Source organism: Thermaurantimonas sp. (genome assembly GCF_046299575.1).
Classification (GTDB): domain Bacteria; phylum Bacteroidota; class Bacteroidia; order Flavobacteriales; family Schleiferiaceae; genus Thermaurantimonas.
Window position 1 is genome coordinate 97,637 of record NZ_JBKBHX010000007.1, and the last position, 12,938, is coordinate 110,574.

Consider the following 12,938-nt stretch of genomic DNA (forward strand, 5'->3'; position numbering starts at 1 on the left):
TTTATAAAACAAAGATTAAAGATTTAGTAATAAAACACGTCTACATTTGTTAAAAAATTTTTTCAATGAAAATAGTTACAGTTTCGCTGATAACAGTTTTTGCTCTCAGTTCATGTCTGAAAGATAGAAAGTTGAATGTGGATCAAGGTACAAATCCCCCTCCTCCTCCCGTTCGCGATACAGTTTCTCTACTCCAACCTAATATGTTACGAATAAATGAATTGGTGGCAAGCGGGAGCAATCTGCCGGATGAGTTTGGGCAAAACAACGATTGGGTAGAAATTTTTAATCCTTCCAATACAAGCTGGGTTAAATTAACGGGTGGAAAAACCTTTTTGAGCGACAGTAAAGGAAACCCCACTAAATTTGCTATCACTCGTGATTGGTATATTCCACCAAGAGGCTACCTGATTGTATTTTGTAATTCCCGCAACAGCGAAGGACAATTTATCAATACTTCTTTTGGCCTTTCTTCTTCGGGTGAGGATTTTGTTATTTCTTTTCAAGAATCATCGTCTTCTCCCCTGACAAGGATTGATGAAATGTCTTACACTCCCTACGATTTCACCAAGTCAATTGGTTTAAGGCCCGATGGTACCGGAAATACGTACTACGAAATGGTGATGACGCCTAATGCACCAAATCAATAACTTAATAAATAAATTTTCTGTTTATGATGCGTTACAAATTCGGCATAGCGGTTGCATTGTTTGTTCTTTCCATTGCAAATGTCTACGCTCAAAAGATTAAAAGAACGAAGATAGCGCCCTACATGTCGCATTACATCGAAGTATCTGAGCCAAGTGGATTGGTATATTACTCAAACAACAATTCACTATTCATAGTAAGCGACGATGGTGATCTTTTTGAAACCACACTAGATGGTAAAATCCTTCGCAAAGCGCCTTACGAGGGGGTCGATTTCGAAGCAGTTACTGTCGTAAATGATCTTATTTATGTAGTCGAAGAGCGTCACAGAAACGTTCTTGTATTTGACCCAAAAGACTTAAAACTTCTTCGCACGTATCATATACCTTACTCGGGCGGCAGAAATAAAGGGTTTGAATCAATAGCTTATATACCAGATAGTAGAAAATTTATTCTCGTTACCGAAAAAGACCCTGTATACATCGTGGAATTAGACACTGCCTTTCGCCAATTGAACATTCAACGCTTTGAAGCCGCTCGCGATATTTCCTCAGCTACGTATTTCGAAGGTTTTCTTTATCTGTTGAGCGATGAAGACAGAACCATTTTCCAACTTTCACCTAAGGATTATTCCATTATACAGGCTTGGAGGGTGCCAATCATTAATCCCGAGGGCATCATGTTTTTACCAGACAGGAGCCTTCGAATCATCAGTGATGACCGTGAAAAATTATATTACTTTAAAAATCCGAATCAATGAAAAAAAAATTGCTATTACTTATAGTTTTCGTTGTAAACAAATTAGTTTTCAGTCAGGTAACTTTGACAAATGGTGATCATACCATAGAGATTACGGGTGCAGTTTCCACTTATTTTAACAAGAGATTTCTGAAAGAAAATGAATTAAACAAACGCAAAGACCGATTTAATCTGCGCGATGCACAGATTCAGATAGAAGGTCGGTATAAGCGCACGGTAGAATATGAGCTTCAGATTGACTTTTCAGACCTTGGACAGGCGGCTACCGGAGTGATTGATCCCGAAAACCCCGGAATCATGGATGCTTATGTGCGTTACAAAGGACTGCATGTAGTTGATATCACTTTCGGATACACCAAATTGCCTTATTCACGCTCATCGCTTGTACCTTTTATATATACACCCTATTGGCAAAGAGCTGAAATCGTGCGTGGCGATATTTTTTCGCGTCGCGATGTGGGAGTTTCGTTAGGAAAAACCTTCTGGAGGCAGCGCGCCCACATTGTGGCTGGTGTTTACAACGGGCTAGGTGAATTAAGCTTAAGAGGTGACAACGATCCATCAGGAACATTAGAATATGTAGGAAGAGCAGAAGTCGCCTATCCATCGCGCTTCAGGTATAGGGATATAGACGATCGTATCACTCCAGTACCCATAGTTGCTGTCGGTATTAATGGCCGTTACGCCGATAAACGACAGCCTTTAGCCAATAGAACTCTACCTGCAGGAGCCGGCGGTGAATATGGTGTAAAAGTGATCGACGGCATTAAATATGTCTACGGCTTCGATGTCGCCTTTCAGTGGATGGGTTTCTCTGCACAATATGAATTTCACTTTTACCGCGCCACACCACGCGACTCAAACAATTTCATGCTCCTCGGACTTCCGAAATGGCAAACCGGAGGTTTTTATCAAGGCGGAGGAATGTACGGGCAGATAAATTACTTCGCCAAACCCCTGAAATCTATTTTCTCTCTTCGCTATGAAGAACTGATGCTCAACGACTTGCTTCCGGGTAAAATGGTAAGATTTGGAGGTGCCTATGCTTTTCAGTTAAATAGCTGGAAGTCAATGTTAAAAGTGCAATACTGGCTTATTGATAGAGAAGATCCCCTCGACGAATTGAGCTGGAAATCACAGGTAAGAGTAGGCTGGCAATATTTGTTTCAATAGAAATTTTAGGGAAATACTTTTTTCAGATATATCTGTACAATCGATTTTAAAATACTTTTGCAGCCGTTTTTTAGGTTAAATGATTGAAATAACATTTCCCGACGGTAAGAAAAGAACATACGAAGACGGCACTACAGCCTTAAAAATCGCTGAAAGTATCAGCAATCAGCTGGCTAAAAACGTGCTCTCAGCCGAGTTAAACGGTAAGATCATTGAAGCCAATCAGCCCTTGTATGAGAGCGGTTCATTGCGACTTTTCACCTGGGATTCTGACGAAGGTAAGAGAGCCTTTTGGCACTCTTCTGCCCACGTGATGGCTCAGGCCATTCTCGATTACTATCCGAATGCTAAACTCACGATTGGTCCACCAATAGAAAATGGCTTTTATTACGATATCGACTTCGGCGACGAAGTGTTTGGAGAAGCTGACTTCGAGAAAATAGAAAAGCAAATGCTCAAGCGCGCGCAAGAAAAAGCAGAATTCAAAATGCGCAGCGTTTCCAAACAAGAGGCTTTGGAATATTATAAAGATAATCCCTACAAAACTGAACTCATTCAGAATCTCGAAGACGGCACCATTACCTTCTGCGACCACAGTACTTTTACCGATCTCTGTCGCGGTGGTCACATTCCAAATACCGGATTTATAAAAGCTGTAAAAATCTTAAATGCCGCTGGAGCGTACTGGCGTGGCGATGAGAAGAACAAACAGCTCACGCGAGTTTATGGCATATCCTTCCCTAAGCAGTCGATGCTCGACGAATACCTTCAGCGACTCGAGGAGGCGAAAAAACGTGACCATCGTCGCCTTGGTGCTGAATTAGAGCTATTTGCATTCAGCCAGAGGGTTGGGAAGGGTTTACCACTTTGGTTACCTAAAGGTACTGCCCTCCGCGAGCGCCTTGTGAAATTTTTACAAGAGGCTCAGAAAAAAGCTGGCTATCAGCAGGTAATTACTCCTCATATTGGCCATAAAGACCTCTATGTGTGTTCAGGCCACTATGCCAAGTATGGCAAAGACAGTTTTCAACCCATTACTACTCCTGAAGAGGGCGAAGAGTTCTTACTCAAACCGATGAACTGCCCGCATCACTGCGAAATCTATCGCGTGAAACCAAGGTCGTACAAAGACCTTCCCTTGAGGTTAGCTGAATTTGGCACAGTATATCGCTACGAACAGAGTGGTGAGCTTCACGGCCTTACACGAGTAAGAGGCTTTACACAAGACGATGCGCACATCTTCTGTACACCCGATCAGCTAAAAGACGAGTTCAAGAAAGTTATAGACCTTGTATTGTATATTTTCAAAGCCCTCGATTTCAACGAATACAAAGCTCAAGTATCATTGCGCGATCCAAACAATCCCGATAAATACATCGGCTCCGAAGAAAACTGGCAAAAGGCTGAGAAAGCCATCATAGAAGCTGCCGCTGAAAAAGGCTTACCTACAGTGATCGAATATGGCGAAGCAGCCTTTTACGGTCCCAAGCTCGACTTTATGGTAAAAGACGCACTCGGCCGCATGTGGCAGCTGGGAACTATTCAGGTCGATTACAACCTTCCTGAGCGCTTTGAGCTCGAATACAAAGGTGCTGACAATCAAATGCACCGACCCGTTATGATTCACCGGGCCCCTTTTGGATCTATGGAACGCTTCGTGGCAGTTCTCTTAGAGCATTGTGGTGGCAACTTCCCTATCTGGTTGGCTCCTGACCAGGTCATCATTCTACCAGTTAGCGAAAAATATCACGAGTATGCCCTGAGAGTCGCCCAACAGCTCCATCAGCACGATATCCGCGCCCTTATCGACGAACGCAATGAAAAAGTAGGTCGCAAAATTCGAGATGCCGAGGTATCTAAGATTCCCTACATGATAATCGTAGGTGAACGTGAACAGGAGCATAACATTCTCAACGTGCGCAAGCACGGAGGCGAAACTCTTGGAGAAATGGATATTCCTACATTTGTAGAACGTTTAACCAATGAAATCAACAGTTTAATTCCTCAATTTACTAACCCCTAAAACCCCAAAGAAGACGAATGTCGAAAGACACTATATCCTTTAGAATCAACGAAGAAATCACCGAGCCTCAGGTCAGGCTAGTGGGCGATAATGTAGAGCAAGGCATCTACAGCACTCAAGACGCCCTAAGAATGGCAGAAGAACAAGGGATGGACCTTGTGATGATTACAGAAAAGGCCATTCCACCTGTTTGTAAAATTATCGATTACAAGAAGTTTCTCTACGAACAAAAGAAAAAACAAAAGGAAATACAGGCCAATGCGGCCAAAATCATTGTAAAAGAAATCCGCTTCGGCCCTCAAACCGACGATCACGACTTCGAGTTTAAGAAAAAACACGCAAAAGCCTTTCTCGAAGAGGGTGCTAAAGTGAAAGCTTATGTTTTTTTTAAGGGAAGGTCTATTGTGTATAAAGAACAAGGTGAGATACTTTTGCTTCGACTTGCTCAAGAGTTAGAGGATGTAGGAAAAGTTGAATCAATGCCAAAGCTCGAAGGTAAGCGAATGATAATGATTATAGCACCTAAGAAGAAAAAATAAATCGCCGAATTCTATAAATAAAGTCTGTTGGATATGCCAAAGATGAAGACCAAATCGAGCGCAAAGAAGCGCTTTGCGATCACAGCCACAGGCAAGATCAAGAGAAAACAGTCAGGTAAGCGTCACATCCTGACCAAGAAAGCTACAGACCGCAAAAGAGCTCTCACAAAATACGCTCTTGTGCACAAAGCTGATAAGCCTAATGTAAAACTGATGCTCTGCATCTAACCAATTCATGGTTTAAAAACCCTGTGTCCGGCTCTTAAAGTACTTGAAAATCAAGTCGCCTATCACAAAAAAATCTAAGTAAAATGCCAAGATCCGTAAATCACGTAGCTTCCAGAGAGAGAAGGAAGAAAATAATTAAGATGGCCAAGGGCTACTATGGCCGAAGAAAAAATGTATGGACCGTAGCCAAAAATGCCGTCGAAAAGGCACTCACATATCAATACCGCGACCGAAAAGCTCGAAAAAGAAATTTTCGCTCATTGTGGATAATGCGTATTAATGCTGGTGCTCGCATGCACGGTATTTCTTATTCGCAACTGATCAACAAGCTAAAACAAGCCAACATACAGCTTAATAGAAAAGTGCTAGCTGACTTAGCAATGAATCATCCTGATGCGTTCAAAGCTGTAATCGATCAAATAAAGTAAAATAATAACGTAGAATTTGGCGATTTCAAATATCCCGGCTCGTTTATGGTCGGGATTTTTGTTTTACACAATCCCTTTCTTATAGGCCATCTTAATGGCTTGTGCCTTGTTGTTTACGTGCAGCTTTTTATAAATATTAGAAATGTGGGTTCGTACGGTATTTGGACTGATAAACAGTCTTTCTGAAATCTGCCGATAATCAAGCCCGTTGATCAGATGCCTTAAAATGTCTACTTCTCTTTCACTGAGCACTTCTTCTTTGTTTTTTACGAGCTCCACCTGAGCACGCGACAGCAGCTGCAGGGTTTTACGAGCGATACGCGGGCTCATGGGAACTACGCCAAATTCTACCACGTCGCGTACGTGTTGTATTAGCTTATCTGCGCTTTCTTCCTTTAAAAGGTATCCTACAGCTCCTGATTTGATGGCTTCAAAAATCTTGTCATCGTCATCAAATACTGTGAGCATGATGAATTTTATGGACGGGAAGAGTTCAGAAGCAATGGAAACAGCTTCTATACCGTTCATAATCGGCATATCGATGTCCATAAACACCACATCAGGCAATTCTTTCGACTGTTTACACTTCTCTAAAAAGTCTTCTCCATCACTGGCTGTGAAAACGATTTTAAAATCAGGACTATGACGAATACGGTCTATTAAGCTTTGTATATTGATGCGTTTGTCATCGACTAATGCTAACTTAATCATGTTGAATAGAGTATTTTTTGAACTTTACAAAGTAAAGATGTAGGCCTATCAATTCGCATACTGCATTTGATGTAAATCAAGTTCAATTTCAACGAGGGTACCATTGAATTTTTCGGAATGAATTACGACGGAAGCATTAATTTCATCAGCTCGAGCTTTTATATTTTTCAAGCCATAGTGGTCAAGAAATTCTGTATTCAGATTAAATCCTACACCATCATCAATTATTTGAATTTTAAGTTTATTATTTAACGTTTCAAAGTAGATTTTTATTCGATTACCCCGACTGTGTTTGAGCGAATTCGTAATGGATTCTTGTACGATTCTGAATAGATTGATGGCTAAGGATGGTGGAATAATAATAGAATAATCTACATTTTCAAAATACTCAATTTCAATCGATTCATTGAGTTCACGAATTGACAAAACATATTGTTTTGTTTTGTCAATAAATTGTTCAATCGAAAGCTTTTTCGAATTTAAAAGCCAAATGGTTTCCCGAATTGTTTGAATCGCTTCTTTTGATACTTTTTCTAATTTTTTCAATTTCAAACGGTCATCGTCATTGAGTATTTTATAGTATTTTGAGGTAAACAGATTTATTTGAGATATCATATATGAGAGTTGAGCCCCGAGATTATCGTGAAGTTCTCTTGATATACGCATTCTTTCATTTTCAAGATTTTTCTGAACCTCGTATTTCAAAAGTATTTTTTGACGATTCTTTTCATAGAGATAAATGATGAATCCTGAAATCATTATCAAAACAGAAAGTATTACGAGAGTGTAAAACCACCATGTCTTCCAAAATGGAGGTAATACTTTAATGAATATCTTCTTTATATCGCTTTTTTCTCCATATTGATTTATTACAAAAAATTCAAGAGTATATGATCCTTGCGGAAGATTGGTATAACGTATAAAGTTATTGTTTCCCGTATTAATAAAATTGCTTTCAATGGGCGATAATCTGTGAAAATACTCTGATTTTTCTTTACTTGTAAAGTTTATGTGTCGGATAGATAGTGAAATTGTGTTATTCGAATAATTTAATGTGATGTTATCTGGTGAATTTTTTAATTCAATTTCGTCATCTACCAAAATATTCGTAAAGTAAATATTTGGCTTTAAGTTGTTGTTGTAAATATTTTTAGTATTTATAATATTAATCCCATTTACTCCACCGAAGTAAAAAAGATTTCCATTTTTACAATATGCATTTGTATTAAATTCGTTTGCTTGTAATCCGTCGTTCAGGCTGTATTTAATCGTCTTTTTATTTTTTAAATTAATAACATTAATACCTCTGTTGGTTGATATCCAAATGTTACCATCAGAATCAATCAGGGTAGCATAAATAAAATTGTCTGATATATTGTGAGTTTTTTTTGTAATTAGTTCTTTAATTGTTAACTGATCATCCAAAATAAACAGACCTTCATTGGTTGAAACATAGATAAGCTCGTTCTCCCTTATTATGGCTTGTGCTCTGTTTGACAAGATTTTTCTCTTGTTTTCTGTGTTAATATCTATTGCATAGACGCCGTCAAAAGAACTGCATAAAAGCGTGTTAAAGTCTTTTTGAAAGACATTTAGAATGTATGTATCTGTTTCGTATATATCTATCGTTCGAAATTTGTAATCTAATCGCTCAATAATGATCTTTTTTTCACTTTTATTTGAAACAGAATAGGTGAGAAAATAATTGTTTATACCCTTTGCTATATTTATAAAAACAATATTTGGATCTTCTCTCAAGATTTTTTTAAATTTTTTATTTTCAAAGTAATATAAGCTCGTTGTGCTTATAACATAAAAATTATCAGGTGATTCAAAAGATGCCTCTATGTCCCATATAGCGTCCATGCCTGGTAATAAAATGTTTTTAAAATTGCCATTTGTATAATAGTAGGATATACCTCCACCATATACTCCTGTTACGATGGTCGAATCACTCAATACGTGAATAGATTTCACCATATTAAGCGATGAATTCGGATTTTTTATGTGAATAAATTTATTATTGTCGCGAGAGAATATATAAAAACCATTGATGTTTGTTAAAATAAATAAATTATCTTTATAATCTGTAAAAAAATCATAGACAAACAAACTACTGAAAGTAGGAAGAACTTCTTTTTTATCTATTTTGAGGTATTTTCCAACATTTGTTTGATAAATATACAGTTCATTTCCTTGTGCAATCCAGATTTTATCATTGTAGAGGTAAAATGATCGAATATCCTCAACCGATTGTGTCTCGAAGTAATGAATCTTAGAAGAAATTTCTACAGGAAGTGGATTATAGAAGTCTTCAGTATGAATGAGAATAGCAATATTTGTACGTTTATATTTTACTTTTTTTAATCTACAATTTTTCAAGGAATAAACCTTGTTATTTTCTATTAAGCTAATTATAATGGGCTTGTCATAGTCGTATAAATACAAAAAGTCATCAAAGGCGACAAGGGTAAGAAAAGAATTTTCTACATGTATTTTTTTTATCTTTTTTAAATTGTCTAAATTAATTGTTTCGATTAGTGTGTCTTGATATATGTATAATAGATTATTATTTACATCAAAAGTTTGGTAGTTTTTAAATTCATCTCTAGTGAGTAAGGAGTCATTAATAATGTCAATTATTTCAATACCAAAATCATTTGAAACAATACAAAGATTTTTATAAAGATATAATTTTTTAATGTTTTTTGATTTGAGATATTTTGTTCCTTTAAAAATATCGGAATACATTTTAAATTCATGGCCATCCCAAATGTTGATATCGTTTGCTGTTCCAATCCACAGACGTCCGATGCTGTCTTGATCGATACTGTAAACAGAATTTTGAGAAAGTCCGTTGTTTGAATTGTAATTTAAAAACTTATATTGTACGATTTGTCCAAACAAATCGAAGACGGACATGAATGCACACGTCACTAAAATGATTAGCCTTAATTTACGTGTGCTTAGCATTTCTTTTTATTATAATTCAAAGATATTTCACAACACAATTTCTACCATTCGCCCTTCATATGTTCGAATGTTGAGCGCTGTGGAATTATTAAAGATGATGTATTGCCCTCTTATTGCAGTGAGTTCACCTTCTATAGAAGAGTTTTTTTCAATGTTTACAGAAGAGATATTCTCAGGTATGGCAATTTTAGGATATTCAAATCTGTATATTGTGTTATCAGATGAAAACTCATGAATTTTATCAGGATACATTTGTTTTACTTCTTCTTTTATTGATATTAAATCTACATCAGGGTCTTTCCATGTGAGCATTTGGCGCCAGGCAGTTTTATCTGAAAACTTTTTTTTCAGTTCTACTTCCCATATTCCTGCCTGATAGCGATTTTCAACTTGTAGCAAGGGGAGAGCTGCCACTGCACCTTGGTCGATCCATCGGGTGGTTTGTTGGATTGTGCGGGATACGCCTACTTTTAACCCACCGGAAATAGCCAGATAAACAGTATGAGGCTGAAGCTGATAGGCCTTCTCAAACTCTAAATCGCGCTCCTCGATGCCTAAATGTGCCTTGCTTAGTTCAGGCTTTAGAATCGCATCAGATGCTTGTGGAAGAGTAAAAAAACAAGATTGACAAAAATTCATTCGATACACCGAATCAACAATTTTACCGCAAAAACACTTGATTTTATGCAAGTAAGAAATTTTAATTTTTCTACCCAAAAGATCGTTAAGGAAAAATAAATCGTTTTCAGTGTTTAAATAATATCTCACTGGATTGTGCTGATAAACAGACATTTTGTTTAAGTATCCTGTATAGTGCATAATGGTTGTTTACAGTATTTTTACACGGTAAAAATATTGAGCTCATGCTAAAATCCATCATCAATAATGTGCTTAAATGGAACTTGCAGGCCCGAATGGATGAATTGGATTTTTTCAGAGAGTTTCCTGAAAAAGCACAGCGAAAAATATTGCATGAGCTTATTGATGAGGCCCGCTACACCGAATACGGTGTAAAGTACAATTTCCCAAAAATCGAATCGTACGAAGACTTTCGCAGGTATGTACCTGTTGTTCAATACGAAACCATAGAGCCTTACATTGCTCGCATAAAGAAGGGAGAGCACAATGTGATGTGGCCCGGTGAGATATCCTACTTTGCCAAATCGTCGGGCACTACCAACGACCGAAGCAAATACATACCCGTGAGCCAGCAAGCACTAGAAGAGTGTCATTTTAAAGCCGGACGCGACATGCTAGGCATTTACTTTAGCTTATTTCCTGAAAGCAAACTCTTTCATGGGTTGAGCCTGCGCATCGGCGGAAGTACACAGTTTATAAATGAAGCTAACGGCAGTTATTCGGGCGATTTAAGCGCCATTCTCATTAAAAATTTTCCGGCATGGGTACAGTGGCGGTCAACGCCGAGTCAAGATATTGCCTTAATCAGCGACTGGGAAGAAAAGATTGAAAAAATCATCGACATTACCATTCACGAAGATGTAACCAGCATGGCCGGTGTACCCTCTTGGCTGTATGTGATGGCCCAGCGAATACTGGCAAAAACGGGAGCAAAGCACCTGCACGAAATTTGGCCAAATATGGAGCTCTACATTCACGGTGGAGTGAGCTTTACACCTTATCGCCATGCTTTTAAAAAACTCTTTCCAGGTGATTTTGTACATTATCTTGAAACCTACAACGCTTCTGAAGGATTTTTTGGGATTCAAGACCTCAAGGAGCCTGGCAGCATGCTTCTAATGCTCGATTACGGCATTTTTTACGAGCTCATTCCATTAGATCGTTTAAACGATGAATGGGAGAGGCACATCATACCTGTATGGGAGGCTATACCAGGTGTGAATTATGCTTTAGTAATTTCGACTAATGCTGGATTGTGGCGATACATGCCGGGCGATACAGTGATCTTCACTGAAACCAGACCCTTGCGCTTTTACATCTCTGGCCGCACAAAGCACTTTATAAATGCCTTCGGCGAAGAGTTGATGATCGAAAATGCCGAGCGCGCCATTGAGGCAGCTTGCGTTGCGACCGGAGCGGAAGTTCGCGATTTTACGGCGGGACCTTATTATTTTGGCGAAAATACCAGTGGTGCACACGAATGGATCATTGAATTTTCCAAAGAGCCTGATGATTTCAAAAAGTTTTGCACAATGCTTGACACTGCACTGCGCGAGGTAAACTCTGATTACGATGCAAAGCGTTTTAAAGACATGACGTTAAAATTTCCGATTATCCATCGCGCACCACAGCATTTTTTTTATAACTGGCTGAAGTCTAAAAACAAATTGGGAGGTCAAAACAAAGTGCCAAAACTCAAAAACGACCGATCGATTTTAGACGAATTATTACCGCTTATTTCATGAAGAAATTAATTGCAACACTGCTTTATACTGGATTTATTCTCACGGCTAAGGCCCAATTTGGGGACTTATCAACACTTGATACCGTGCTTTGGGTTGCAGACCCGACCATTAAGTCGTTTACAACCGACAATCTTGGAAATATTTACCTGATTTACGAAGAAGAAATCAAAAAAATAGTTCCTTATCCGGCTGCTAATGCGGTAAAGATTAGCTTCTCTGAGCCTCAGCTCGGCAAAGTGGCCTCTATTGATGCTTTTAATCCTATGCGAATACTGGTACGCTATCAGCCGTTTAACAACATTATTTTTTTAGATAACAAACTCAACAAAATACAACAGTCGTTGCAACTCGAAGAGCTTGGTCTGATGGATGTGCAATTGGCAAGCATGACCACCCAAAACCGCATTTGGCTCTACGACCAGGTGCTTGATCAGATTGTGCTCTTCAATCCGCGTTTAGAAGGTATCGAATTTTCTACTCAAAACATCACACAACTCCTTGGTGTAGAAAATACGCCAGAGTACCTTCAGAGTGATGCTTCAGGTGTCTATTTGTATCTTAGAGAGGCCGGACTGATGATTTTCGACGTGTTTGGAAACTTTGTAAAAGTATTGCCTGTAAAAAATTTGACTTCTGTGCAGATAAAGGATAAAAAACTCTATGGGTTAGAAGGCAAGAGAATTCTCATCAGTGGGCTGAATGTCAATTTCTTACGCCGTGTTGAACTTCCTTATAAAGAACCAATTAAACAGGTTCGCTTCGAAAATCAGTTTATTTTTCTTCTCTTCGAAGGGAAAGGTTTGTTGGTAGCGCTGTTTCCTGGTTAATTTTTTTAATCTTGCACTTTTCTCTCGAAAAAATTGATTTTCATTTTCAATAAATAAGATGAAAAACCATATTCATAAATTCAGAAAACGAATCATTTAAATGCAGTTGTTTTGGCCTGTGAATGTATGACAGTTCAGAAGTTGAGTAAATTGTGCTAATTGTTTCATCACATACCGTTAAGGAATGCCCAAAATTGGAGGTGTTGGAGGGTAGGGTAAAATGTGGAGGTTACTTTTGTAGCATT

Annotated in this window: 12 protein-coding genes; 9 read left to right on the forward strand and 3 right to left on the reverse strand. The window is 38.3% G+C overall.

Annotation, left to right across the window (positions count from 1 at the left end; all coding sequences use genetic code 11):
- Positions 1-65 precede the first annotated feature (65 nt).
- The 7 genes from ACK4EX_RS09875 (at position 66) to rplT (ending at position 5,798) form a co-directional block, all read left to right on the forward strand.
- The gene (locus ACK4EX_RS09875; protein ID WP_409772301.1) at positions 66-650 is read left to right on the forward strand and encodes a hypothetical protein; all 585 of its coding nucleotides are present in this window, start codon (positions 66-68) and stop codon (positions 648-650) included.
- Positions 651-673: 23 nt separating this feature from the next.
- Positions 674-1,408: an SdiA-regulated domain-containing protein gene (locus ACK4EX_RS09880; protein ID WP_409772303.1), complete on the forward strand. Its 735-nt coding sequence runs from the start codon at positions 674-676 to the stop codon at positions 1,406-1,408.
- Complete coding sequence (locus tag ACK4EX_RS09885) at positions 1,405-2,580, forward strand: porin (protein ID WP_409772306.1); 1,176 nt, start codon at positions 1,405-1,407, stop codon at positions 2,578-2,580. Before ACK4EX_RS09880 ends, ACK4EX_RS09885 begins: the two co-directional genes overlap by 4 nt.
- 79 nt (positions 2,581-2,659) lie before the next feature.
- Positions 2,660-4,603 carry a threonine--tRNA ligase gene (gene thrS, locus ACK4EX_RS09890; protein WP_409772308.1) on the forward strand — a complete coding sequence of 648 codons (1,944 nt, stop codon included), beginning with the start codon at positions 2,660-2,662 and terminating at the stop codon, positions 4,601-4,603.
- Between the two features lie 17 nt (positions 4,604-4,620).
- Positions 4,621-5,142, forward strand: coding sequence for a translation initiation factor IF-3 (gene infC / locus ACK4EX_RS09895; protein WP_409772311.1), 522 nt, complete (start codon positions 4,621-4,623; stop codon positions 5,140-5,142).
- A gap of 33 nt (positions 5,143-5,175) precedes the next feature.
- The gene (gene rpmI / locus ACK4EX_RS09900; RefSeq protein ID WP_124397110.1) at positions 5,176-5,370 is read left to right on the forward strand and encodes a 50S ribosomal protein L35; all 195 of its coding nucleotides are present in this window, start codon (positions 5,176-5,178) and stop codon (positions 5,368-5,370) included.
- Positions 5,371-5,453: 83 nt separating this feature from the next.
- A complete protein-coding gene (gene rplT / locus ACK4EX_RS09905; RefSeq protein ID WP_409772314.1) occupies positions 5,454-5,798 on the forward strand; it encodes a 50S ribosomal protein L20 in 345 nt (114 codons plus the stop codon).
- Positions 5,799-5,861: 63 nt separating this feature from the next.
- On the opposite strand, the gene ACK4EX_RS09910 is transcribed toward rplT, so the two are convergent.
- The 3 genes from ACK4EX_RS09910 to ACK4EX_RS09920 form a co-directional block, all read right to left on the reverse strand.
- Positions 5,862-6,509 (reverse strand): response regulator, encoded by a 648-nt coding sequence (locus ACK4EX_RS09910; RefSeq protein WP_409772316.1) that lies wholly within the window; start codon positions 6,507-6,509, stop codon positions 5,862-5,864.
- Positions 6,510-6,557: 48 nt separating this feature from the next.
- Positions 6,558-9,431 (reverse strand): two-component regulator propeller domain-containing protein, encoded by a 2,874-nt coding sequence (locus tag ACK4EX_RS09915; RefSeq protein WP_409772318.1) that lies wholly within the window; start codon positions 9,429-9,431, stop codon positions 6,558-6,560.
- Between the two features lie 78 nt (positions 9,432-9,509).
- Complete coding sequence (locus ACK4EX_RS09920) at positions 9,510-10,301, reverse strand: DUF2797 domain-containing protein (RefSeq protein WP_409772321.1); 792 nt, start codon at positions 10,299-10,301, stop codon at positions 9,510-9,512.
- 44 nt (positions 10,302-10,345) lie between these two features.
- Here ACK4EX_RS09920 and ACK4EX_RS09925 point away from each other — a divergent pair, with 44 nt between their 5' ends.
- Both ACK4EX_RS09925 and ACK4EX_RS09930 read left to right on the forward strand, forming a co-directional pair.
- Entirely contained in the window at positions 10,346-11,866 is a 1,521-nt protein-coding gene (locus ACK4EX_RS09925) for a GH3 auxin-responsive promoter family protein (RefSeq protein ID WP_409772324.1), read from the forward strand.
- On the forward strand, positions 11,863-12,693 hold the full coding sequence (locus ACK4EX_RS09930; protein ID WP_409772327.1) for a hypothetical protein: 831 nt from the start codon (positions 11,863-11,865) through the stop codon (positions 12,691-12,693). Before ACK4EX_RS09925 ends, ACK4EX_RS09930 begins: the two co-directional genes overlap by 4 nt.
- Positions 12,694-12,938 lie beyond the last annotated feature (245 nt).

Excerpts from the sequence above, each read along its gene's own strand:
- ACK4EX_RS09875 (WP_409772301.1), top strand. The coding sequence starts at position 66 with ATGAAAATAGTTACAGTTTCGCTGATAACAGTTTTTGCTCTCAGTTCA.
- ACK4EX_RS09880 (WP_409772303.1), top strand. The coding sequence starts at position 674 with ATGATGCGTTACAAATTCGGCATAGCGGTTGCATTGTTTGTTCTTTCC.
- ACK4EX_RS09885 (WP_409772306.1), top strand. The coding sequence starts at position 1,405 with ATGAAAAAAAAATTGCTATTACTTATAGTTTTCGTTGTAAACAAATTA.
- thrS (WP_409772308.1), top strand. The coding sequence starts at position 2,660 with ATGATTGAAATAACATTTCCCGACGGTAAGAAAAGAACATACGAAGAC.
- infC (WP_409772311.1), top strand. The coding sequence starts at position 4,621 with ATGTCGAAAGACACTATATCCTTTAGAATCAACGAAGAAATCACCGAG.
- rpmI (WP_124397110.1), top strand. The coding sequence starts at position 5,176 with ATGCCAAAGATGAAGACCAAATCGAGCGCAAAGAAGCGCTTTGCGATC.
- rplT (WP_409772314.1), top strand. The coding sequence starts at position 5,454 with ATGCCAAGATCCGTAAATCACGTAGCTTCCAGAGAGAGAAGGAAGAAA.
- ACK4EX_RS09910 (WP_409772316.1), bottom strand. The coding sequence starts at position 6,509 with ATGATTAAGTTAGCATTAGTCGATGACAAACGCATCAATATACAAAGC.
- ACK4EX_RS09915 (WP_409772318.1), bottom strand. The coding sequence starts at position 9,431 with ATGTCCGTCTTCGATTTGTTTGGACAAATCGTACAATATAAGTTTTTA.
- ACK4EX_RS09920 (WP_409772321.1), bottom strand. The coding sequence starts at position 10,301 with ATGCACTATACAGGATACTTAAACAAAATGTCTGTTTATCAGCACAAT.
- ACK4EX_RS09925 (WP_409772324.1), top strand. The coding sequence starts at position 10,346 with ATGCTAAAATCCATCATCAATAATGTGCTTAAATGGAACTTGCAGGCC.
- ACK4EX_RS09930 (WP_409772327.1), top strand. The coding sequence starts at position 11,863 with ATGAAGAAATTAATTGCAACACTGCTTTATACTGGATTTATTCTCACG.